This window comes from Streptomyces sp. yr375 (assembly GCF_900110755.1).
In the GTDB taxonomy this organism is placed as follows: Bacteria; Actinomycetota; Actinomycetes; order Streptomycetales; family Streptomycetaceae; genus Streptomyces.
On record NZ_FOFF01000029.1, the window covers coordinates 59,264 to 81,958 of the forward strand.

Annotated in this window: 19 protein-coding genes and 2 pseudogenes; 7 read left to right on the top strand and 14 right to left on the bottom strand. The window is 70.7% G+C overall.

The window, feature by feature from the left end; all coding sequences use genetic code 11:
- Positions 1–27: 27 nt before the first annotated feature.
- Together BMZ82_RS25455 and BMZ82_RS40860 are read right to left on the bottom strand one after the other, a co-directional pair.
- On the bottom strand, positions 28–822 hold the full coding sequence (locus BMZ82_RS25455) for a thioesterase II family protein (protein WP_256252099.1): 795 nt from the start codon (positions 820–822) through the stop codon (positions 28–30).
- 36 nt (positions 823–858) lie between these two features.
- Positions 859–1,035 (bottom strand): hypothetical protein, encoded by a 177-nt coding sequence (locus BMZ82_RS40860; protein WP_177244662.1) that lies wholly within the window; start codon positions 1,033–1,035, stop codon positions 859–861.
- Positions 1,036–1,304: 269 nt separating this feature from the next.
- Between BMZ82_RS40860 and BMZ82_RS25460 the strand changes: the two genes are divergently transcribed.
- Positions 1,305–2,087 carry a helix-turn-helix transcriptional regulator gene (locus tag BMZ82_RS25460; RefSeq protein ID WP_177244663.1) on the top strand — a complete coding sequence of 261 codons (783 nt, stop codon included), beginning with the start codon at positions 1,305–1,307 and terminating at the stop codon, positions 2,085–2,087.
- Between the two features lie 142 nt (positions 2,088–2,229).
- Here the strand turns inward: BMZ82_RS25460 and BMZ82_RS25465 are convergent, their stop codons facing one another.
- The 6 genes and pseudogenes from BMZ82_RS25465 to BMZ82_RS25480 all read right to left on the bottom strand — a co-directional run bounded on the left by BMZ82_RS25465 (position 2,230) and on the right by BMZ82_RS25480 (position 8,043).
- Complete coding sequence (locus BMZ82_RS25465; RefSeq protein ID WP_093779743.1) at positions 2,230–3,288, bottom strand: DMT family transporter; 1,059 nt, start codon at positions 3,286–3,288, stop codon at positions 2,230–2,232.
- A 333-nt stretch (positions 3,289–3,621) separates the two neighbouring features.
- Entirely contained in the window at positions 3,622–5,508 is a 1,887-nt protein-coding gene (locus BMZ82_RS25470; protein ID WP_093779677.1) for an acyltransferase domain-containing protein, read from the bottom strand.
- Positions 5,505–6,890, bottom strand: coding sequence for a beta-ketoacyl-[acyl-carrier-protein] synthase family protein (locus tag BMZ82_RS42005; RefSeq protein WP_256252100.1), 1,386 nt, complete (start codon positions 6,888–6,890; stop codon positions 5,505–5,507). Before BMZ82_RS42005 ends, BMZ82_RS25470 begins: the two co-directional genes overlap by 4 nt.
- Positions 6,887–7,408, bottom strand: a complete 522-nt coding sequence (locus BMZ82_RS42010) for a beta-ketoacyl-[acyl-carrier-protein] synthase family protein (protein WP_256252101.1) — start codon at positions 7,406–7,408, stop codon at positions 6,887–6,889. The genes BMZ82_RS42005 and BMZ82_RS42010 overlap by 4 nt, the downstream gene beginning before the upstream one ends.
- An 85-nt stretch (positions 7,409–7,493) precedes the next feature.
- Positions 7,494–7,781 (bottom strand): annotated as a pseudogene (locus BMZ82_RS42765) (SDR family NAD(P)-dependent oxidoreductase); the annotation flags it as partial.
- Positions 7,774–8,043, bottom strand: a complete 270-nt coding sequence (locus BMZ82_RS25480; protein WP_177244664.1) for a phosphopantetheine-binding protein — start codon at positions 8,041–8,043, stop codon at positions 7,774–7,776. The gene BMZ82_RS25480 and the pseudogene BMZ82_RS42765, both read right to left, overlap by 8 nt.
- 485 nt (positions 8,044–8,528) lie before the next feature.
- On the opposite strand from BMZ82_RS25480, the gene BMZ82_RS41235 reads away from it, so the two are divergent.
- Positions 8,529–9,140 (top strand): helix-turn-helix domain-containing protein, encoded by a 612-nt coding sequence (locus BMZ82_RS41235; protein ID WP_256252102.1) that lies wholly within the window; start codon positions 8,529–8,531, stop codon positions 9,138–9,140.
- Positions 9,141–9,370: 230 nt separating this feature from the next.
- Here the strand turns inward: BMZ82_RS41235 and BMZ82_RS25490 are convergent, their stop codons facing one another.
- The gene (locus BMZ82_RS25490; protein WP_093779685.1) at positions 9,371–10,699 is read right to left on the bottom strand and encodes an alpha-amylase family glycosyl hydrolase; all 1,329 of its coding nucleotides are present in this window, start codon (positions 10,697–10,699) and stop codon (positions 9,371–9,373) included.
- A gap of 13 nt (positions 10,700–10,712) precedes the next feature.
- Complete coding sequence (locus BMZ82_RS25495) at positions 10,713–11,201, bottom strand: MarR family winged helix-turn-helix transcriptional regulator (RefSeq protein WP_218159048.1); 489 nt, start codon at positions 11,199–11,201, stop codon at positions 10,713–10,715.
- 307 nt (positions 11,202–11,508) lie between these two features.
- Here BMZ82_RS25495 and BMZ82_RS25505 point away from each other — a divergent pair, with 307 nt between their 5' ends.
- Together BMZ82_RS25505 and BMZ82_RS40305 are read left to right on the top strand one after the other, a co-directional pair.
- Positions 11,509–11,814 carry a hypothetical protein gene (locus tag BMZ82_RS25505; protein ID WP_093779691.1) on the top strand — a complete coding sequence of 102 codons (306 nt, stop codon included), beginning with the start codon at positions 11,509–11,511 and terminating at the stop codon, positions 11,812–11,814.
- A complete protein-coding gene (locus BMZ82_RS40305; RefSeq protein WP_143098912.1) occupies positions 11,748–12,140 on the top strand; it encodes a hypothetical protein in 393 nt (130 codons plus the stop codon). The genes BMZ82_RS25505 and BMZ82_RS40305 overlap by 67 nt, the downstream gene beginning before the upstream one ends.
- A gap of 12 nt (positions 12,141–12,152) precedes the next feature.
- Here BMZ82_RS40305 and BMZ82_RS25515 read toward each other — a convergent pair whose 3' ends face one another.
- The 3 genes from BMZ82_RS25515 to BMZ82_RS25525 form a co-directional block, all read right to left on the bottom strand.
- The gene (locus tag BMZ82_RS25515) at positions 12,153–12,968 is read right to left on the bottom strand and encodes a hypothetical protein (RefSeq protein WP_256252103.1); all 816 of its coding nucleotides are present in this window, start codon (positions 12,966–12,968) and stop codon (positions 12,153–12,155) included.
- 65 nt (positions 12,969–13,033) lie between these two features.
- Positions 13,034–14,995, bottom strand: coding sequence for a GMC family oxidoreductase (locus BMZ82_RS25520; RefSeq protein ID WP_256252104.1), 1,962 nt, complete (start codon positions 14,993–14,995; stop codon positions 13,034–13,036).
- Complete coding sequence (locus tag BMZ82_RS25525; RefSeq protein WP_256252105.1) at positions 14,992–15,417, bottom strand: sorbitol dehydrogenase family protein; 426 nt, start codon at positions 15,415–15,417, stop codon at positions 14,992–14,994. Before BMZ82_RS25525 ends, BMZ82_RS25520 begins: the two co-directional genes overlap by 4 nt.
- A 153-nt stretch (positions 15,418–15,570) precedes the next feature.
- On the opposite strand from BMZ82_RS25525, the gene BMZ82_RS25530 reads away from it, so the two are divergent.
- Positions 15,571–17,043, top strand: a complete 1,473-nt coding sequence (locus tag BMZ82_RS25530) for a polymorphic toxin-type HINT domain-containing protein (RefSeq protein ID WP_177244665.1) — start codon at positions 15,571–15,573, stop codon at positions 17,041–17,043.
- Positions 16,997–18,172, top strand: coding sequence for a DUF6183 family protein (locus BMZ82_RS25535; protein ID WP_093779703.1), 1,176 nt, complete (start codon positions 16,997–16,999; stop codon positions 18,170–18,172). Before BMZ82_RS25530 ends, BMZ82_RS25535 begins: the two co-directional genes overlap by 47 nt.
- A 213-nt stretch (positions 18,173–18,385) precedes the next feature.
- On the opposite strand, the pseudogene BMZ82_RS25540 reads toward BMZ82_RS25535, so the two are convergent.
- Positions 18,386–22,222: pseudogene (locus BMZ82_RS25540) on the bottom strand (RHS repeat-associated core domain-containing protein); the annotation flags it as partial.
- On the opposite strand from BMZ82_RS25540, the gene BMZ82_RS25545 reads away from it, so the two are divergent.
- Positions 22,217–22,660 carry a hypothetical protein gene (locus BMZ82_RS25545; protein ID WP_093779707.1) on the top strand — a complete coding sequence of 148 codons (444 nt, stop codon included), beginning with the start codon at positions 22,217–22,219 and terminating at the stop codon, positions 22,658–22,660. The pseudogene BMZ82_RS25540 and the gene BMZ82_RS25545 overlap by 6 nt on opposite strands.
- The last annotated feature ends 35 nt before the right edge of the window (positions 22,661–22,695 follow it).

Consider the following 22,695-nt stretch of genomic DNA (forward strand, 5'->3'; position numbering starts at 1 on the left):
ATCGGCCGGGGCCGGGCCGACGGCGGCTCAGATGACCTCGACGTGCTGCCACCGCTCGCCGCCCGCGTCCCGGGCATCGGCTATCACGGACCGTACGACGGCCGTCACAGCGGTGGGGTCGGGTTCGAAGTAGAAGTGTCCGCCGTCGGCCCAGCGCAGCTCGGGCGGGCGCACGCACTCCCGCTCCCACGGCGTGAGCGCGGTGGCGTCGACATGGGGGTCGTCCCGCCCGTTGACCAGCGTCACCGGTATGTCCAGCGGTGCGCCGGGCCGGTACTCGTAACCGGCGACGACGCGGAAGTCCGCGCGCAGGGACGGCAGCAGGAGTTCGGCGAGTTCCTCGTCGGCGATCACTTCCGGAGGCAGTCCGCCGAAGAACCCTACGGCCTCTGTGAACGTCTTTCCTTCCAGCCGGGCGATGTCCACGACCCGGCGCGTGGGCAGCAGGGACGGCGCCGAACAGCCGGAGGCGATCAGATGACGCAGATGCGAGTGGCCGCTCAGCAGCCTGGCCGCCTCGAAGGCGACCACGGCGCCGAGGCTGTGCCCGAAGAGCACGAACGGCCGGTCGGCGGCGGCCCGCACGGCCTCGGCGGCCCCGGCCGCCAGTTCCGCCACCGAGGCGACGTGTGGTTCGCGGTGCCGGTGGCCGCGGCCCGGCGGGCAGAAGGCGGCCAGTTCGGCGTCGTCACCGAGCGCGCGCTGCCAGGGAAGGAAGGCCCGGGGGCTGCCGCCGGCGGGCGGGAAGCAGAAGACGAGGGTGCCGGGGCGGGTGTCCGGCCCGGCGAGGTCGGACGTCAGGAACGGGCTGGGAGTGGGCAAGAGACACCTCCGTTGTTCACGTTCGCGAATCCCTGGTCAGCGGCCGGCGGCCGGCTTGCCGCTGTTCCAGCCGACGTCGGTGGCGAGCGGGTCGACGGGAGAGGTGAGAGAGGTATGAGGGGTGAGAAATATTCCCGGAACCAGAAAGGGCCTGAGCTGATTTTTTTTCGAAGCCGACGACGAAGAAATATCGCCCTTGATGTTACTCGGCACGGCTGGACACCTACTTTCCGTTACCTCGTCGGGTGTTCACGCCATCGGCCGGAGAGTGGTTGATGGTGGAACCTGCCCGGGTTGGCGGTCTTTCCTGTGAATCCACTTTCCTCCATCTCCGTGGCGGTGGAAAGTTCTACGATGGTTCGGGTATCGGCAATACGGAAACCTGAGGGATGGCGCCCGTGACAAATGCAGGAAAGGGCAACGAAATGGACATTCGAGGTGTGGTTGTACGTGCCGCTTCAGGGCGATTGCTGGAGCCCGGGGTGACCACCTCGGTGGACCTGGGGGATGTCGGGGAGAAGCTGGCCGAATTATCGCGGATCATGCTTGACCAGGCTGCCCTCAGGGGCACCGAGGAAGCCTCTTCGGGCAACACCGGAATGCCCTTGAGGGTGGTCCACCTTCGGGACGTCCAAGAGATAAACGAGGCCATCGACGCCGTCCTCGAGGACGCGAAGGAGGAGATCCTCACAGCTCAGCCGGATGGCCCACGACCGGGCCCGGTACTGGAAGACGCCCTGGAATCGGTACGCGGCCGAATCACCGGCGGAGTGCGAATGCGGACGCTCTACCAACACACGGCGCGCTTTGACGAGCCGACGAAGGAATACGTCCGCAGAGTCGCCGAGTACGGGGCGGAAGTACGTACGCTGGAGGAGTTCTTCGACCGGCTCATCATCATTGACAAGAGGATCGCGTTCATTGCCGAGAACGACGAACGCACCGCGGCGGTCGCCGTGGAGGAGCCTGCCGTGGTGAGGTTTCTCTGCGATGTCTTCGAACGTTCATGGGTTCGCGCCGAACCCTTTCCGTTCGTCCCGGTGGCCGCTACCGAGGCGGCCCGGGAAGTCATCCCGGCCATTCGGGAGTCCATCAGGCGCATGCTGATCGAGGGCCACTCGGACAAGCACATCGCCCGGCGGCTGGGAATCAGCGAGAGGTCGCTCCAGGCGCACGTGGCGTCGATGAAGAAACAACTGAAAGCGCACAACCGGCTGCACCTGGGCTACCTGCTGGGCCGCAACGAAGCCGAATACGTCCTGTAGCCGAACGCCGGCGGTCACCTATGTGAAGCGTTCTGCACATACCGAACTGCAAGCACCGATCTGCCCGCCCGACCGCCTGGAGCGGTCTGCGAGGCAGTGAACGAACTCGACCGGGTGTGGTCACCGCCTCGCAGCAGCCGACTCAGTCGGACGTGGCGGAGCCGGTGGACGTGGCGGAAGGCGTGGAGTTGGCGGTGGCGGTGGCGGTGGCGGTGGCGGTGGCGGAAGGCTCGGCCGAGCGTCCGGCATCCGGCCCGCTGTCCGTTACGGGGGAATCGGACGTACCAGTGGACGTACGCGCGGGCGTGGCCGCGCGTCCCGACAGCCGCGAGACCGCGACGCCGCCCAGACACAGCGCACCGCCCACCACGGCCAGCCATGCGGGGACTTCGCCGAGAAGAACCCAGGACATCGCGACGACCAGTGCCGGTACGGCGTAGGTGGTCGCCCCCAGCTTCCCGGCGGTGGTACGGGCCAGGGCGTAAGCCCAGGTGGTGAAGGCCAAAGCGGTGGGGAACGCGCCCAGGTAGAGGATGTTCAGCGTCGCCGACAGGGGCGCCTGCGACACCTGCGACACCAACTGCCCGGCGAACGGCAGACAGACGGCCGTACCGGTGAAACAGCCGAATGCCGTCACCTGCAACGCGGACGCGTGGCGCAGCGCCGGCTTCTGGCCGACCACACCGATGCCGTAGGTGACCGCCGCCAGCAGACACAGCAGCACTCCGCCGAGGGACGAATTCCCGCCTCCCGAGGAGGAGATGCCGACCACGATTGCTCCGGCGAACGAGATCGCCATCCCGATGAGCACCATCCGCGGAAATCCTTCCCGCAGCAGCCACCCTCCGAGAATCGCGATCACCACGGGTCCCACATTCACGACCATCGCGGCGGTGCCGGCGTCGACCATCTGCTCGCCCCAGTTCAGCGCCACCATGTAGAGGCCGAACCAGAACACGCCGGAAATGAGAATGCCCCGCCATGCTTCACGTGGCGGAAAACCGATTCCCTTGATGAGCAGCAACGCGCCCATGATGACGGATCCCGTCAGAAGACGCCCGAGCGCCAGCGCACCAGGACTGAAGTGATCGGCCACACCCCGGATGGAAACGAACGCAGATGCCCACAGAACAACGGTTATCGAGGCCGCCACCAGGGCACGTCGGTCGATCCGCGAGTCTTCCGAAATCGAGTGATCCATGTCGGCAACGTAGACCGGAACCCGGAACCGGACCAGAGCAGTAGACACGTTCCAGCCACCCTCAACTGTCTCGACCAGCGCCTGCCGAAGCCGAGTTGCCCAAGCCGCATCGATCCCCCGGCACGGCCCGTCACCTCCCCCATCCGGCTCCCCGCAGGGTCGACGAGACACTCCCGCGACCGACCCCCATAGTCCGCACCTCCCGGCCACCGCCGGAGCGGGCGCGCCGACGCACCCTCCCTCCTTTCAGCCGCCGCCACCACGCGGACGACGCGTCCACGGGGCGCAGCGGGGCCCCGACAAGACGTATCCAAGGTTCACGCGAGCAAAACCTCAGAGCGATGCCGGCCCGGCGGGCCACCAGTCGGAGAGCAGGGCCGCCAACTGGTCCGGGGTGGCGACCGAGCGGACCGGCACCTCCGGGGGCAGCAGGCGGCGGGCGAGTCCGCCGAGGGTGCTGCCGGGGCCGAGTTCGGCCAGCCGCAGCGGGCCCCGGGCCACGGCGGCGAGGGTGCGCATCGAGCCCGCCCAGCGCACGGGCATGACCAGGTGCCGCAGCATCAGGTCCCGCCAGCGCTCGGGGTCGCTGCGGTGCGCGCGGGCGTCGACGTTGGCGATCACCGGGCAGTGCGCGGGGTGCAGTTCGACGGCGGCGACCGCGGCGGCGAGGCGGGGGCGGGCCGCCGTCATCAGCGGGGTGTGGAAGGCCCCGCCGACCGGGATGCGGACCACCCGGGCGCCCGCCGCCTCCGCCTGCTCGGTCAGCGCGGCGACGGCGTCGGCGGTGCCGGAGACCACGACCTGGGCGGGGCCGTTGAGGTTGGCGACCCAGATCCGCGCCTCGGCGCCGGCCCGCAGCCGGGCGGCGAGCCGCTCGGCGTGGGCGGCGACATCGGGTCCGACCAGCACGGCCATGGTGCCGGGCACCCGGCGGGCCGCCTCCGCCATCGCCGCGCCGCGTTCGCAAACCAGCCGTCCGGCGTCCTCCAGGGTGAGCACCCCGGCGGCGGTCAGCGCGGCGAACTCGCCCAGGCTGTGCCCGGCGCACACGGCCGGCCGGACCCCGCCGACGGCCGTGTCGAGCGCGTCGAGGATCACCATCTCCAGGGTGAACGTGGCGAGCTGGGCGTTGTCCGTGCGGGTCAGTTCGGCGGCGTCGGCGTGCAGCAGCAGCCGGCCGAGGTCACGGTCGCAGGCCTCGGACAGCCGGTCGACCACCTTCCAGTGCGCGGTGTCCCGCCACGGCTCCCCCATCCCGGGCCGCTGGGCACCCTGGCCGGGGAAGAGGAGCGCGGTCGCGGGGGCCACCGCCACCGGCATCGGCGTCGGCACGGATAGGGGGTCAGCCGTGGTCGGCGGCATGGTGGACGGCATCGTAGACATCGGCGCGGACACTCTCGACGACCTTCCAGTCCTTGTCAGTTCAGTCCTTGTCAGTTCAGTCCTTGTCAGTTCAGTCTTTGTCGGTCCAGTGCTTGTCAGTCCGGGGCGGCGGGACGGGGGGCGGCGGGGTGGTGGGGCCGGGACGTGCGGGACGGGGGTGCCGAGGGCCTTGGTGAGGAAGTCCGGGAGGGACGCCCGTACCCCCGCGAAGGGTTCGTGGCCGTCGGCATAGCGCTGCCAGGTCACCGGGTGGCCCCAGGAGCGCAGCAGGTCGCGCAGGCCCTCGCCGCTGCGCTCCGGGACGACCCAGTCCCGCGCCCCGTGCCCGATCCACACCGGGAGCCCGGCGTTGGCGGGGTGCGGGCGTCCTTCTTCGAGCAGTGCGGGCAGGTCGGGGGGCAGGTAGGGGGCGTACAGGGCGGCGCCCGCCAGGGGCTCGGGGTGGGACAGGGCGAGGGTGACGGCGACGGTGGCGCCCTGCGAGAAGCCGGCGAGCAGGACCCGGTCCGCGCCGATCCGCCCGGTCTCCTCGGTGAGCAGGGCGGCCAGCGGGCGGCGTACCGCGTCCAGGCCCTCGGTGTCGATGCGGTCGATCGCCAGCATGCTCTGCGGGAACCAGCAGGTCACCGGGAGTCCGGTGAGGAGGCTGGGCGCGGTGACGGGCGCGCGCGGGAAGACCCCGCGCACGCCCGCCTCCGCGAGCCGCAGCCGGCCGGCCACCTCGGCCAGGTCGCCGGGGACCTGGCCGATGCCGTGCAGCCACACCACGGTGGCGAGATGCTGCCCGGCCGGTTCGATCTCCTCGTGGTCCAGCCGGTCCACGGCCGCGGCGCTCATGCCGGCTGGGGCTCGTGCGACGGCGCCTGCTCGGGTGCCGGGCGGGGCGTCGCGGGTCGGCGGAACAGCATCGACGCGTACTGGCCGCCGAAGCCGAAGGAGTTCTTCAGCACCGCGGCGACCGGGCGCCGTACCGGGGTGAGCGAGGTCTTGACCCCGCACGCCGGGTCGGGTTCCGTGCAGGTCACCACGGGCGGTACGACGCCCCGGCACAGGGTGAGCGCGGCGACCGCGGTCTCCACCACGCCGGAGGCGGCCGAGCCGTGCCCGGTGAGCGACTTGACGGCGCAGGTGTCGATCTCGGCCATGCGCTCGCCGAACACCTGGTGCAGGGCGCGGGCCTCGGTGACGTCGTTGAGGCGGGTGGAGGTGTCGTGCGCGTTGACCGAGTCGACGTCCTCGGGCTGCGCCCCGGCCTCGGCGAGGGCGGTGCGCATGACCCGTTCGATCATCTCGACCCGGGGCGCGGTCATGTGGGCGGTGTCCACGGCCAGCCGCCAGCCGCCGATCACGGCGTGCGGACGGGTCATGCCGCGCCGGGCGGCGTGCGCGGCGGTCTCCAGGACGAGGGCGCCCGCCGACTCGTTGATGACCATGCCGGTACGGCGCTTGTCGAACGGCATGGACGCCTGCCCCGGCTCGCCCTGCCAGCGGGACAGCGCCATCAACTGCCCGTACTGGGACAGCGCGTAGGGGGTGTTGCGGGACACGGCGGCCGAGACGACCGCGTACTCGGCGCGGCCCGAGCGGAGCAGCCGGGCCGCCTCGGCGATGGCGCGCAGGCCGCCGGAGCAGGTGGCCTCCAGCCGGACCGGGAGGACGGCGGTGCCGAGGCGTTCGGCGATCTCGCGGGGGAAGGCGGACAGGTCCTGGGTCTCCAGGGAGAGGCGCCGGCCGCGCAGGCGTTCCAGAATGCCGACGGGGTCGTTGCCGACGGCGTCGTAGCGGTCGGCGAGGTCCGCCATGTGGGTGACGTAGTCCTGGGGGAAGGAGCCGGTGGGGCCGGGCCAGACCCGGGCGTAGACCAGGGCGGCCGGGCCGTCGGCGGGCGGGCGGCCCGCGAAGTCGGCGTCGGTGAGGGCCTGTTCGACGCAGGCGTGCATCAGGGAGTCGCCCCAGGACCGGTCGAGGGCGCCGTGCCCGGCCCGGACGGTGTCCTTGACGTCGTCCGGGTTGAGTCCGGCGGTCCAGCCGCAGGGCAGGCCCCGGGTGTCCATCCGTTCCTCCAGGACGATCCCGGAGCGGCCCTCCAGGTTGGCCGCCCAGAACGTCTCGACGTCGCCGCCGATGGGGGTGACCACGCCCAGGCCGGTGATGACGATGTCGTCCGGGCGGTCCAGGGGATCGTCGGTACCGGGGTTCTCGTGACTCGGGAAACTCATGCGGGTGCCTCTCCCTCTGCTTCTGCGGTGCCGGTCACCGTCGCGATCAGCGCCGCGCCCGCCGCCGCCGCGCCGCGCCCCTGGTTGAAGGCGGTGAGCAGGACGGTCGTACCGTCCGCGAGCGGGCGGGGTCCGCCGAGGACCGGGTCGAGCGCGCCCAGTGCCGGGTCGGGGCGGTCGAGCAGGCCGACCGGGGGGAGTTCGCGGCGGACCAGGCTCTCCACCGCGAGGGCGGTGTCGAGGAGCGCCGCGCACTCGAAGGCGTTGCCGATGGTGCCCTTGGAGCCGGTGACCGGCAGGACGCCGGCCCGGGTGGTGACCGTGTGGGCCTCGACGGCGTCCAGGGTGCGCGAGCCCGCGCCGTGCGCCCACCAGACGTCGGGCGGCGGGGCGGCGGCGAGGACCGCGTCGACCGCGTACCGGGACGCGCTCTGCGGGTCGCGGGCGGCCAGCACCTCGCAGCCGAGGAACCGGGCGAGCGGTACGCCCCGGGCCCGGTCGGCGCGTTCCAGCAGCACGGCGGCGGCGCCCTGGCCGGGGAGGGTGCCGGCGCGGTCGGTGGCGAAGGGTCCGGCACCGGTGGTCGCGCGGGTGCCGAACGCCTCGTAACTGTCGAAGGCGGCCAGTGAGTTCCACCAGGTCCACCACGTCGGCCTCGACGCCGACGTCGGCCTGGTGCAGGGCCGCCCGGCCGCCGGACTCCTCGATCTCCTTGACGACCCGGAGTCCGGCGTCCCGCGCGCTGCGGCACACCAGGTGCACGGTGAGGCCGTCGGCGGCGAGGCGGTGGGCGATGGCCGCGCCGATCCCGCGCGAGCCGCCGGTGACCAGCGCGACCCGGGGGGGGGTCGTGGGCGTCGCGGCGGCCCCGGTCGCTGTCGCCTCAGGCATGGCTGCCGGCCGCGCCGGCGGCGGCGATGGAGGCGACGCTGCGGTGGTGGTCGTCGGCCTCGGCGTTCCAACTGTCGAGGTCGAACTCGGCGCCGAACTGGCGGTTGATGCGCCGGGAGAGCTGGAGCAGGTCGAGGGAGTCGAGGCCCAGGTCCTCGACGACGGACTGGTCGGCGGTGACGGACTGGTCGGCGATCCCCGGCTTGACCTCCTTGATCAGGCCGATGATCTCGTCGAGGGTGGCGTGGGAAGCGGTCGTCATCGAAGGACTCCTTCGTGGAGGGGCGCGGCCCGCCTCGATGAGGGGGCGCTGTCGACCCGGCCCGAGCGGCCGGCTCATCCATGCCAACAGAGCGTGGAATGCGGCGGCAAGACGCGTCGGATGCCGGGCGCCGGACACCTTCCGGGGCGTCCGAGTCAGCTACCGGAAAAAGAAACTGGTCGATCGACGGAATTGGTTTCTCCACTTCCCGGACGGATTGAAACAAGGGGTCGCCGGGCGCGGCCACAAGAAGACGGGAGAGGACGCGAGAGGACGGCAAGAAGACGCAAGAGGGTTTGCCGGTAAAGCTGAGTAAAGTCTTCTTGACCCCTCAACGGACCCCTCCATAAGGTTGTCCGGGATAGTCGATTTCGGTACGTAAGTGATCCTTTAGTGATCCGTAGACAATCCGAGCGATGCATGCGCGATCCGTCCGCGCCGTGAATGCCGCACGTCCAAGGGTCTTGCCGTCCAGAGGAGCAGTGGTGGTTCGCTTGCGAGAACCCGTGCCGTCGTCCGCGCGGTACGAGGAACTGGCGCAGTGGCTGCGCGCGCTGAGGCAGCGTGCGGGGCTGACGTACCGGCAGATGTCGGAGCTGACGGAGCGGCCACGGGTCGCCGGGCCGGCCTGTTCGGCGGTCACCCTGTGCCGCGCCGACAGCGGGACGGCCCTGCCACGCCAGCAGGTGGTGGAGACGTATGCGCAGGTCTGCGGCGCGACCCGGCGCGAGGCGCGGCTGCGCTGGGAACGAGCGGCGGTGGGCGCCGAGTCCACGGCGGGCGGTCCGCAGCCCCCGGTGGCCCCCCGGGCGGGGCGCCGCCTGGAACTCGTCTACCACCCGGCCCACCTGCTGGAGGCGATGCACCGGGTGCGGCTGGCGGCGGGGCAGCCGTCGCTGCGCGAAATGCAGAGACGGGCGCGTGAACTGGGCGCCGGCCCGTTGCCGCGCAGCACGGTCGCGGACGTACTGGCCGGTCTGCGGATGCCGTCGGAGGAACTGCTCGTCGCCTACGTACGGGCCTGCGGACAGCACGACCCGCACGTCGTCCAGTGGCGGCGGGCCTGGGCACGGGCGGTGAACGCGGAACCGGGTTGACGGACCTGGTCAACGAACCGGGTTGACAAGCGGAGCGCGCCGGCCCCCCAGGGAACGGGAAATTCCACATTAACGCCCGCCGTTTTCAACACATCGACCGGCGAATCAATCAGCGGATCGGCGGCGACACAGCATGTTTATCGCGTCGAAATAACCGCAGAGGAAACCGGCCGATTCCGTAAACCGGCCATGACACTTACCGCCCCCCGGAATTAACGGGCGTCGGGTGATCACCATGCGGGTCGGTCCGGCGCGACCGTCGAGGCGGCGACCGACCAGCCGAGCGGGGGCAGGACGGCCGTACCGCTGCCCGGCTCGATGACGGTGTCTCCGGCCGCGTGCGCCCAGGGCGCGGCCGGGACGCCCGCCGTGACCGGCGCGGTGCCGAAGTTGAGGGCGACGGCGACGGCGGAGCCGCCCGCCGGGTCGACGGCGGTGTAGGAGAGCGCCGCGTTGCCCAGCGTGTGGACCTGCGTGTGGGCGCGCACCAGCCAGGGGTGCCGGCGGCGCAGCCCGATCAGCGCCTGGTGCAGCCGCTGGACGTCGAGTCCCGCCTCCCCCAGCCCGGCCGGATCCGTGGGGAAGGCGGGCCGGATCGCGTCGTCGCCGCCCACCCGGTCCTCCTTGACGGCGCGCATCGCCCGCTCGTCCCCCGCGTACACCGACGGGACACCGCCGAGGGTGAACAGCAGCGTGAGCGCGTGCGCGAGGTGGCGTCGTTCGCGCAGCCGGCTGGCGACGCGGGTGACGTCGTGGTTGCCGACGAAGGTCTGGGGGGCGAAGACGTCGAGGAAGGCGTTGTGGCGCTTGAGGGCCCAGGCCAGTTCGTGCGGGTTGGTGTCGTTGAGGGAGCTCCAGACCGCCTTCCACAGTTCGTACTGGGTGACGGTGTCGAGGCCGCCCTCGGTGACGTACGCGCTGTAGTCGCCGTGGATGACCTCGCCGCTGAACCAGGCACCGGGATGGCTGCGCCGGACCCGGTCGGTGACGGCGCGCCAGAAGGGGCGCGGCACGGCGTACGCGGCGTCGAGCCGCCAGCCGGCGATCCCCCGGTCCAGCCAGTACTCCATGACGGAGGCGACGTGGTCGGCGACAGCCGGGGCCGCGTGGTTGAGGGCGACCAGGTGACGGTGGCCCTCGAACACCTTGTGGTCGTCCCCCTCCGGGACGAACCAGTCGGCGTACGGGGACCGGGCGCCGTGGGCCGTGACATCGGCGAACGGCCCGAAGGACCGGCCGACGTGGTTGAACACACCGTCCAGCAGGACCCGTACGCCGCGCTCGCCGGCCCGCTCGACCAGCCTGGTCAGATCGTCCTCGGTGCCGAGGCGGGGGTCGATCCGGAAGTGGTCCACGGTGTCGTACCCGTGGGTCTCGGCGGCGAACACCGGGCCCAGCGCGAGCCCGTTGCAGCCGAGGGACACCAGGTGGTCCAGCCAGCCGGTGAGTACCGGGAGCCGGTGAACCGGGGCGGAGCCGGCGGGCAGGGCGGCGCGCTCGGCGTCGAGGAAGCCCAGGGGATAGACCTGCCACCAGATGGCGTGATCGGACCAGGACACGGGTGCCCCTTCGTCAGTGGGAGGGCGAGGGTACGTGTGTGGGCGCGGATGCGGGCAGTTCGGCCGGGGAGTCGGCGAGCCGCCGGAGGAGGCGGGCGGCGAGCAGCAGCACCTGGCGTTCGGTCTCGGTGAGGTCGGCGAGGGCCACGTCGAGCCAGGCGTCGCGCCGCGCCATGTCCTCGGCGAGGGCGTCCCGGCCGGTCTCGGTCAGCTCCAACACCCGCTGCCGGCCGTCGTGTTCGTCCCGGGCGCGGCTGATCAGCCCGTCCCGTTCCAGTTCGGCGAAGACCCGGGTGAGGGACTGCGGCTGCTGGTGATCGGCCGCCGCCAGGGCCCCGGCGGACATCGGCCCGTTGCGCCGCAGATGCGCGAGGACGCTGCTCTTGTTGAGGCTCAGCCCCTCCGCCGGCCGCTCGGCGCTGAGCCGACGCGCGAGCCGCACGACCCCCTGCCGGATCTCGGCGGACTCCTGCCCACCGACCGCTCCAAGCGTGCCACCCACATCGATGCGCCCTGGCCTCTGCAACGTCACATGAGTAAGATACCACTTACTAAGTAGGGGCGACCGACCCACGCCAGAGCCCCGCCAAAACCCCTACAGAGCCCCCATCGAAGCCATCCTGAGGCCAGAGAAGTGACACCGAAGCGACGATGATGTTACGCGATGCTTAGTTTCTGGACGCTGCTGCGCCAAAGTCTCCGCCAGGCCCTCCACCACGCGCTGCACTTCGACCCTGCTGTACGACTGGTTCGGCCAGGACGCCGGCAGCCTGCTGCACACCCGGCTGGCCGGGATCGCGGTCGGCGCGGTGCTGGGGATCGCCGCCTCCTGGCTCGTCCTGCCCATCCCCACCTCCGGGACGGTACGGTCCCGCACCGCGGCGGCACTGGCCGCCCTCGGCGAGGCCCTGTCGGCCGACCCGCACGACACCCGGGCGGTACGGGTGGCCCGGGCCCGCTTCCTGTTCCGGCTGGACCAACTCACCCTGGCGGCAGCCCCGTTGCGCGTGGCGCAGTCGCTCCCGGTGCCGTCGGCGCTGGCCGCGCGATGGCGGAAGGGCGGCCTGGCGATCCTGGCGGCACCGGCCGCCCTGGGACGCTGCGCCGCCCCCTGACCGCCTACACCACAGCGGTCACGGCGGCCCCGGACACGGTCACCGCCGATCCCGACCTGTCGCGTCGACTCCGCGAGATCACGGCACACGGGGTGGCGATCCGCCGCGCAATCGGCCGCCGCCCACCCCCGACGCCGACCGACCGAGAGCCCCCGACGGACGGCGAAGCCCAGGCCGCCACCACCCCGCGATCGCCCGAAGCGACCACCGCCCGCGCCGCCCTGGACGCGATCAGCCTCCAACTCGACACCCTCACCGAGCTGTTCGGCCACCCCCCGACCGAACGCGGCGGAGCGCGGGCCCCGGCGACCCAAGCCGCACCCTGAGGACTGTCCTCCTCAAGGACTGTCCTCCGCGGGCTGGGGCGCGGGCCCGAGGTAGTAGGGCCGGTTGTGGGCGGCGACCGGCGGTGACTGGTAGGTCCACACCCCGGCCGCGGGGGTGTCGCCGATCAGCCGGGTGAGGTCCTGACCGGCCTCCGCCGTGCTGTCTTGGACGGTGAGCCGTACGCGGGCGGCGGTCGCCGGGCCGAGGGTGTACTGACGGTAGGGCTGGTAGACGTTCATCGGCCCGGCCAGTGCCCGGCCCGCTTCGTCGGTGCCGTAGCCGGTGATCGGGGTGTTGTTCGCCGGGGTGTGGTCCAGCCCGGTCAGGTCGGCGGTGAAGGAGAACAGGTCGGCCTCGTGACGGGTGATGCTCTCGGCGTCCGGTCCGGGGGACGCCTTCTTGCACCGCACCGACCAGGCATCCCCACCGGGCCCGTTGAGGGAGGGCATCGTCGTCTCGAACCAGCCGGGGTACTTGGGCTCGGCGTACAACTTGCGCCCGGCGTCGATGGCGAAGGGGTTGTCGCACAGGACATGGATACGGGCGATGCCCAGCAGCTTCGTCTGGTCGTAGCCGTGGGCGTACTCGTCGTACGTCAGGTGCGGCAGACGGCCGGCGGCGGCCGTGGGGAAGGCGACGATGTTGCACTCGATCTCCTGCGTGACACCGCCGCCGAAGGAGTACTGGGCGAAGTAGAGCTGGTAGTTCAGCGACACCAGAGCGGCACCGTCGTCGAACTCCGCGGCGCTCAGGGCCGGATGGTGTTTGGCCAGCAGCTCGCGCACCGGCTCCGGATCGACCAGGAAGTCCAGGCCTATATGGTGCAACGCCCCGTAATGAAAGGGGAGTTGAAAGGGAGCCGCAACAGGCGGCAGGCTCAGCGGACCGGGGGTCATAAGGCAGCTCCGGGAGAGTCGGGGTCGACGGAAAAGTCGAGGGAATCGGGGGAGTCGGAGGAATCGGCGGCGACGGGGGCGGCGACGGGGTCTGGGCCCGCGAGGCCGACGGGCCGGTCACGCACCGAAAGATCGCGCTCGATCCGCTCGGCGCTGCGCAGGGCGAGGGCGGCCATCGTCAGGGTGGGGTTGGAGGTGGCGACCGAGGGCATGCTGCCGCAGCCGACGGCGTACAGACCCGGGTGGTCCCAGCAGCGCTGCCACTCGTCGACCACGGAGGAGTCCGGCGAACCGCCCATGATGTGGGTGCCCGCGGCATGCCCGGCGCCCCGGTAGGCGTACGACCGCCCTTCGTGGACGAAGTGTCCCGGCCAGGCCGGGCCGGGCGGGTAGTCGGTGTGATCCTCGGCGCCGAGCAGCGCGAAGATCTGGTCGGAGACCGCCTTGGCCGCCGCCATCCCGTTCCTGACGTGCTGCGAGAGGTCGTACGTCGCCACGGGGCGGGGCAGACCCAGCGCATCGCGGCGCTCGGGGTCGAGGGTGATCCGGTTGGCCGGATCCGCACTCTGCTCCATCTCGAACTGCAGGGCGAACTGCCGCCCGATGCGCTCCCCCAGCGCGCTGCGCAGCCCGGCTCCGAACAGCCCGCGCCCGTCCTCGCCCCCGGTGCGCAGCAGTTCCGCCACCTCGCCATCGACCGGGTTCTTCGCCCACACCCAGCCCCAGTTCCCGATCTCGACCCGGAACGGGGCACGGGAGCGGCGGGCCGGCCCGAACCGGAAGCCCTCGAGCCCCGAGGTGGAACCGGGACCGCGATAGGGCCCGATCGGTTCGGGCATCAGCCCCCAGGTGAGCAGCACCGGATGGTCCATCAGATTGCGCCCGACCTGATCACTGCGATTGGCCAGACCGGAGAGCAGCAGCAGCCGAGCGTTCTCAATGGCGTGAGCAGCAAGCACGACGACATCAGCCACAACCGTGCCCACCACCGCACCCGTCCCTCCCCCACCGTGGGAGAGATACTCGACCCCTGTGGCACGGCCGTTGCCGTCGACGAGGACCCGGCTGACCACGGCACGGTCGACCAGTTGTACGGTCGGCCCCCACTGCGCCTGGGTCTTCAGCGGCGTGTACTTGGCGTGGGACGGGCAGATGGGTATACAGCTAGCGCTGCCCCTGCAGCGGCTGCCCGGCTCCGCCCGGCCACCCGCGCCGACGGGCACGAACCCGGCCCCACCGTCGTACGACGCATTCGGGTCGCCGTTGCGTCCCTGCGGTGTACCGGTCACCCGCAACTCGACCGGCACGCGAGCGGCCGGATCCTTGACGCAGCGCCCGTCGAGCCGCTCGGCCATGACCCGGTCCAGGTGGCTGGCGGGCAGCGACCGCATGGGAAAGACATAACCGTCCGGGAACGGCAGCCCGACGTGGGCGCGCTGCTCCTCGACGTCGGCGGCGACCCCGATCTCCCGTTCGGCGGCCCGGTAGTAGGGCTCCAGTTGGCCATAACCAATCGGCCAGCTACGGCCGTAGCCGAAGTCCTCGGTCCGGAAATCCTCGGGATGCATCCGCGGGGTCAGTCCGGTCCACACATTGCCGGTTCCACCGTTGACCCGTACGTACCCGCTGCCATATGGCAGTTCACCGCGCTGGAGGAGATGGCCGTCGGCCCGATAGCCGCCACCGTCGAGACCCGCGACGTCGGTGACCTCGGCCCAGGGCGCCGCGGGCCGGGCCCGATAGGGAGAGCCGGGCACCTTGGCCGCCGCAGAGTAGTAAGTCTCCAGCGCCTTGAGATGACCCTGCTCAGGATCGGCCGCCCGCACACCGGCCTCCAGGACCAGCACCCGCCGCCCCCGCTCCCCCAGCGCTTTCGCCACCAGCGACCCGGCGATCCCCGCCCCCACGACGATCACGTCATAACGCGCCCCGCCCGTCACTCCCTCTCCCGCAGTCACCGGCCCGCCTCCACATTCGAGGAGGGCACGCCGGGCGGCTCGCCCCACACCCCGAACCCAGGCCGCTCAGCACCGGGCGCGCTCCCCCCGAACGTGCGCCACACCAACCCCCCGGCATAGGCCCGGGGCGAGACGACGAAGGGACTCTCGCCTCCCCCTCCGGGCCAACACCCGGTGTACCAAAGGTGCGTGACCGCTCTGGCCGTCTCCAGTAACCCCTCGTCCCGCACCCCATCCAGCCCGCCGCCCCGCTCCAGCACACCGGCAAGCCGCCCCAGACTCCCGGCCTCGACCCGCTCCGCCACGACGCCCGCGTACTCCTCCGCCAGCCCCAAGGCCTCCAGCTCGTCAACACTGAACCCGGTCAACAAGGCGGACACGGCGACGAACTCACCGCCCCGCCCCGGCAATCCCCTGTCCACGCCCGCCATAAATCCCTCTCCAACCACTCCGACAGCAGCCCGTCACCCGGCAGTACCGGCCATCCGGACATGCGTCCGAAAGCAGCACACGGCTGTGATCACTGCCCACCCCCAGCCCACCCAACCGCCCGGATCCGGACAAACTCCACGGACATGGCGCGGCGGTACGCCCGACCCGAGGGGGTCCTCGGCGAGGAGACACCGACCCCGATCGCCACGGCCCCAGCGTCGGCCTCGCCCCCTTCGCCCTCGCCTGCTCTCAGTACCTCCCTGAAGGCCGCCACGGAAGCGGAGACGGCTCAGGCCGGCAAGAACGTCAAGAACGGCTCGGGGACCGGTGTCGGCGGGCTCTTCTCCGTCATCGACGAGATCAGGCCGCGCGGGGAGCCCGAGCGCCTCCCCAACGAGTGCCACGACCTCATCGTCTGCGACAAGATCGTGTACATCGCGCACTTCGACGCGGTGGTCAGTTTCTACCTGTGCGCGAACCCGGACGTGCCCGCCACCCCGGCCGGCTGCCCGTCCGACGACACGCACTTCCTGAAGACGGTCACGATCGAGGACCAGACCAAGACGGTCAAGATCTCCACGTGGGACGCGACCGTCGACGTCTGGACGGGCATCGCCAAGTCGATCAAGGGTGACTTCACCGGCTGCTGTCACAAGGCCTTCGGCGGCGGCGAGGGCAGCGCGAGCGACTGCTTCTGGGCCGCGAGCTGGCTTCCGCTCGGCGGGCCCATCGCCAAGGTCGCCGACGCGATCCGTGCCGTGGACGCCGCCATGCGTACCGGCATCGGCGTCGCCGACGCGATGAAGGCACTGCGGGCCCTGGACGTCGACGCGGAGGCGCTGGCGAGCATCGAGCGGTCGGTGAACGCCTACGAGGAATTGCGCCTGGCATGTCGGCCCAACAGCTTTCCCGGCACCACGCACGTGTTGATGGCCGATGGCACGACCAAGGAGATCGAGGACGTCAGGATCGGTGACACGGTCCTCGCCACCGATCCCGGAAGCGGCCGGACCGCAGGCCGCACTGTCACCGACACCATCTACACGCCGGACGACACCGACTTCGCCGACATCACGATCGACGCCGGCCGGTCACGGATCACCGCCACCCACCACCACCCGTTCTGGTCGCCCAGCGCCGACCGATGGGTCGACGCCGGCGATCTCCAGCCCGGCCAGACGCTGCGCACCAGCAGCGGCGAGACCGTCACCGTCGTACGCGTCCACCGCTACCAGCGGCTCCACTCCGCGTACAACCTCAGCGTCGCCGAGCTCCACACCTACTATGTGCTGGCGGGGACCACGCCGGTTCTCGTGCACAACACGTTCTGCCCGATCGGCTTCGCGGACCTGGGCGGCGGCAAGCTCGAATCGCCCGGCGGGCTGATCTACGGTTTCGACAAAAAATACGGCAACAAGATCGACCATGTGCTCGCCCACACGGTGCCCGATGCCTCGAAGGTGAGCCACACGGTGTTCATCGAGAAGGACCCCGGCAAGGTGCTCGCCCTGGTGGACGAGGCGTGGGCCGAGTCCCCACCTGACGAACCCGAGGCGAAGAGATTCCACCATGCGCAGCGACCCGACTCAACGGATCAAAGAACAGCTAGACGGTGACCTCTCGGCTACGTCCGCGCTTGGCGAAGAGATCCGGCATCGGGTTTCGTCCGAAGACTTCGAGTGGGCGACGCTGCTCGGCGCGGAGCTCGCCCGGCGAGCCGCCCATGAAGGCGAGGACTCGTCTGAACTCGCCTTCCTGCTCGACCGGTTGCAGACGGCTCTCGCCACCACGGCGGGACAGCGGAGCCTGCGCGCTTTGCTGTGCCTGCCAAGCAGCCTTCGCGCCGGAGAGCCGGCACAGGCCAGGGCTGAGCGGCGCCTGGCCCAGATGGTGGCCACGGGGCACCGGCCTGCGGACATCGTCCCGGTCGTCTACGGCGAGCAGCTCGGCACTGCGGCGTCGGACGAGTTCAAGGCCTGCCTGCTGCAAGAGCTGGTGCTCGAAGGCGTCGCAGTCCCGGAGTACCCCCTTCTGCGGTCCTTCGGCGAAGCGCTCGTGACGGAGGATCACCCGCTCGCGCCCCTGCCACTCCACCTGCTGCCGACGGAGCGTGCGCTGCTCAGGCCGACGCCTGCTCCGCACGACTGGACGTGGGCCCTGCCCCCGGCATCGGTGGAGAAGCACAGCGGCCAACCCGAAGTCCGTGTCTCGCCGGAGATGCGCCGGCGGAGTGTCGCGGTCGATCCGGCGGAGATCACCGATCCGGAGGTGGCCGAGGCCATGAGCGCCGCGGTGCGGCACTGGCTCGAGGAGTCCAACGGCATGGTCGCCGCGCAGGAGTTCTGGTCCGCGTCCGCTGTCTCACCGGACGACTTCGCAGCCGTCTTCGAGCGGCTGCCCCTCACCGCCTGGCCAACGGGAGAGACCAGGGCCCGGTTGCACCCGGCCAGCTCCGACAGAGTGCTGCAGGTCCTGCTCACCACGGCGGTGCGCAGCCCCGCCTACGGCAACGGCATGTTCGGTGCGTATGGGCGGCTCGCTGCCTGGCGCTCCCTCGGCGGCCTGGTCGGTGCCGCCCCGGACGCGCCGATCAGCCACACGGCCACACTGGTCGAACAGGCCCACTGGTTCATCGCCGACCCCTCATCGGATTGGTTCCACCAAGTGGCCTGGGACCTCGCCGTAGCCGCCTTGCGACCGGGCGGCCAGGACATCGCAGTCCTCACTGCCACGGACACCGACTGACCGATTCCCAACAGCACAGTGGGTGCGGCGGGCGAGGCATCAGAAGAGCCACGCCTCCACACCGCTTTGGAACCCACGATTCCACACGCGACACGGGAAGATCCTTCTGCGGCACCCGCAGATCACAGGACGGCACTACGCGGCTGCGCTGATCAAATGCAAGACGGGCTGCGTCGCGTTGCCCGCTCTGAGTGCAGCCTGCATCCGCTCGGCCGGGCCGGTGACGACGAGTTCCTTGTCGTCCAGCGTGAAGGTGGTGCGCACCGAGGTGTAGAAGGCGCCCACGCTGTCGCCGAACTCCCGGTCCGCCGGGCTCTGTCCGGCGTATTCGCGGGTCTCGACGGTCCGGCCTCGCGCGTCGACGATGGTGCGCTTGGCCACGCCGCCCTTGAGGGCCGAGGTCGCGGTCGAGTCACCGGTGTACGCGGTGGTGCTGGTCCAGCGCTTCACCCCGTAGAAGGAGACCGTGCGACTGATCTCCCGCCCGGCGCCGTCGTATGTCGTGGCGGTCTGCGTCGGCGACTCTCCGTACTCGGTGCGGGTGTAGGTGTTGGTGGGGATGCTGGTGCTGTCGAAGATATCGGCGTACGTCTCGTAGGGCAGGCTGCGCGAGTCGTAACGGGTGTCGGTCAGGATGCGCCCGTTTCCCGCGGGAGTGGGCGACTGCGTCTGCAGCTTGCGCAGCAGCGCGTCGTACAGGTCGTACGTCGTGTTGTAGGTCTTGCCGTCCGCCCTCAGCGTGGAAGTGGACACCCAGGAGGGCTTGGTGGCACTGAGCCTGTAGGCGAACTTGCTGTTGGGGACGTCGCCCCCGCCCTTGCTGCGGTTGGGCAGCCAGACCTCGGTCAGCCGGCCCATCGCGTCGTAGGTCAGTTCCGTCTTCTTCAGGTTCGCGTCGTACGTGCGCTCCGCCAGACCGCGGCGCGGATCCAGGAACGTGGTGGTCTTGTGACCCTTGGCGTTGGTGACCACCGTCTTGGTCAGCGGGCCCGCCGCGGGAGGGGTGTACTCGGTGGTGGTCGGTTGCTTGTTCGCGTCAGAGACGCCGACGACCCGGCCCAGGGTGTCGTACGTCGTGGTGCTAACGGTCTGCCAGCCGGACGGCATGCGCAGGCCTGCAGTGTCGGCCGTGGCCGCGTAGCCGGTAGCCCGGCCCGTCCAGGTTGCCTCGCCCTTGGTCGGCTCCTGCGCAGCCTTCCAAGTGGTGACGCCAGCGGTGTCGTACACGGTGGCGGTGTCGGATAGGACGTCGCCGCGCTTGTCCGTGCTGGCGGGCAGCGCCAGGGAAGCGTCGGTGACCGAGCACAGTCTGCCGACGGCTCGGACCCGGGAGGTCAGGCCGGTGATGCCGACGTCGTCGTTGCGCGCGTACCAGGTGCGCGTGCAGCTCTCGTCGCCGCTCTTGGCGGTGTCACCGGTGTCCTCAGAGGAGGAGACCATGCCGTAGCCGTCGTAGGTCTTGGCGACCGTGCGGGCACGCCACGTCTTCGAACCCGTCAGATAGGTGTACGTGGTGGTCTCCGCGCCGCGCACATAGCGGGCGCGGTGGTCGGCGGCACCGGGCACCGTCTGGTGGGCGGTCTCCTTGGACCACGGCTTGTTCACGGTCGCCGTGATGGGCGCCGAACCGGAGTAGACGACCTGTTCGCGCAGCTGCCCGGTGTACTGGGAGCTGTCGGTCAGCGCGGCGAGGTCCAGGGCGGGGGCGGACAGCGGGGCGAGGGAGACCGAACGGGTCGTGCCGTCCGACTTCCTGTCGCCGTCCATGCCCTGCATGTAGAGCGAGACGGTCTTGGAGCGGATCGTGCCGACCGCGCCCTTGGTGACGGTCACCTCGCGGTAGCCGCGCCAGTCGGACCAGGTCCGCTCGTCCGAGGGGGTGAACGGCTCGTCGTTGTAGTGCCAGGCCGCTCCCGCGTAGTCGTAGGAGTTCTCAACCGCGTCGTTGTTGCCGGCCGGGTCGGAGGTCACCACGGCGAGGACGCGATACTTGTGGAACCAGTCGACGGACGCGTTCTCGGCGCCGTTGATGTTCCAGTACTGCGGGTAGCAGGAGCGGGTGTTGGTGTCCTGCGGGGCGTCGATGACGCTGCCGCGCACGCACTCCTCGCCCGACAGCGTCACCGTGGTCAGGGCGCCGGTCTCGGAGGTGACGGTCGCGATGCGGGGCCTGTGGAGGGGCAGGATGTCGTCGGTCCCGTCGACCCGGTTGGGCCGCATCTGGTAGGTGAAGCCGATCGGCTCGTTGACGATCGCGGTGCCCGCCTTGGCCGTACGACGGATCGACGTCAGTGTCAGGGTCTGGTCACTGCTGTCGCCGATGTCGCCGCCGTCCAGGTACTTCTGGGTGAGGTCCCAGGTGTCGACGGCCTTGTAGCCGCTCTCGGCGGCCGACCAGGAAAACGTGTTGATCTGGGTCAGGCGCTTGCGGGTGAAGAAGGCTGGCCCGGAGGAGTTGCACTCCTTGTCGCCGTTGGAGCAGATCGCGTCGAAGGGGACGTCCGGCCAGTTCTTCGCCGTGTCCTTGGTCAGCGAGGAGCAGTCGTCGGCGGTGCAGCGCTCGGCCTGCGCGAAGGTGACCTTCGCGTCGGCGTCGTTGGTGAACAGCGCGCCCTTGCGCAGTCCGTACTTGATCTCCTTGAGGTAGCCGCCGCGCGTGTAGACGGTGTTCGCGGTCTCGGCCTTGTTCTTCTTGTAGTAGTTCGTCTCCTTCGCGTACCAGTACGTGGCCGCGTTGCCGCGCGTGGTCTCGGCGTAGTCGAGGTTCCACCGCCAGGCCTGGGTCAGCGCGCGGTCGCCGAAGGCGTCGCCCTTGTTGTAGCCGGGCTCGCCGGAGTCGTCGCCGAAGACCGGCACGGTCCACACGGAGTTGGTGCGCTGGTCCCCGGCCCCGTCGAGCTTGTCCAGGCCGAAGACGTACTTCGTGCCGTCGCCGGTGACGACGGTCCAGTACTCGCCGTCGTCGTCGCCGTTGTCGGCGCCCGTGGTCCGGGTGACCTGCGAGGCGTCGTCGTCCTCCAGACGCCAGCGCCTGGTGTCGTCGTCCTTGACCAGCCGGCTGGACTTGCCGTTCAGCACGAGGCGCGCGTTGTCGTACTTCCAACAGCGGTCGAACACGTCCGCGTGGCCGTCGTCGTCGCAGCTGCCGTAGGACCGCTCGACGTAGGAGTCGGTGAGGCTGAAGCCCTCACCGATCGCGGTGCCCTGGTTGTTGGTGGTCGCCGTACGGCCGTCCACGCTCCCGGAGTCGTACGACATCGTCAGCGTCGGGGTCGGGTCGGCCGCGGCAGGCGGCAGCGGGAACTTGTGCGTCCAGGTGAAGGCGCCGGAGCTGCCGCCCGCCTCCCAGGACGAGGCCGCGGACAGCTCGGTCGCCGAGTAGTCGCCGGTGCCGGATGGCGACTCGCCGGACCCCGCCGCGAGGGCGGTGAGGGCGAGCACGGTCGGGGCCGCCGGGGCGCCCAGCCGGGCGGAGGGACCGTTGCCGGCCGCGGCGAGCGGTGCCTCGGCCGAGACGATCCGGGACGTCTGGTCGTTGTCGGACTTCAGCGGCGTCTGCCGGCGGCACTCGTCCTTCTCGGGCGTCGTCAGCGCGCACGCCGGGAGCTGGACGAGGCGCAGCCGCCCGGCCCACCCGCCGCCGATGACACCGGCGAACGAGTCGTAGCCCACGCTGACGCGGGCCCGTACCGAGGTGTCGGCCTCGGCGGTGAGCAGCACGCCGGTGACGCCTGCACGCAGGGCGGCCTTCTGGTCGAGGACCGTGACGCGGGCCTCGATGCCTGCCTTGGTCAGCGCCTTCGAGGACGGCTGCACCCGCACCGGGACGCCGGACGTCGAGACCGCCGCCCGTTTCCCGCCGCCGAGTTCGACGACGGCCTCGCCGGCCTTCGGCCAGGCGGCCTTGCGGTCCTCGGCCGCACGCTGGGCCTGCTCGGTGTTCAGCTTCCGGTACTCGGCGGCCTTCTCCCGAGCCTTCTTCGCACCAAGGGTGTTCACCTCCTTGACTTCGCGGAGTCCAACTGGGACGTCGTCTACCTGGGGATGCAGGTCATCGTCGAGGGGCTGGCCCTGGCCGCGACCCGGCTCGCAGGCAGCGGTTTCGGCGACCCCATCATCACCTCGATCACCAAGATGATCGCCCGGGACGAGGCACGGCACGTCGGGTTCGGCTCGGTCGCGCTCGCGGGCCTGTACGACGGGATGACGTCCAAGGAGCTGGACGAGCGGGAGAAGTTCCTGCTGGAGGCGGTCCACCTGATGTCCCGGCGCTTCCTGCTCCGCGAGGTCTGGGAGCGCATGGAGCTCGACGTCGAGAAGGGCGTGAAGTTCGCGCAGACGGACCCGATGATGTTCGGTTACCGGCAGCTCCTCTTCCAGCAGGTCATCCATCTGCTGCGGCAGTTGGGGCTGCTCACCCCGAAGCTCAGGGACCTGTTCCTGACGGAGAACCTGGCGCGGCCCGAGGCGTTCCGCAACCTCGCCTGAGCCCGGTCCTCAACGCACGGACGCCAAGCGCGTAC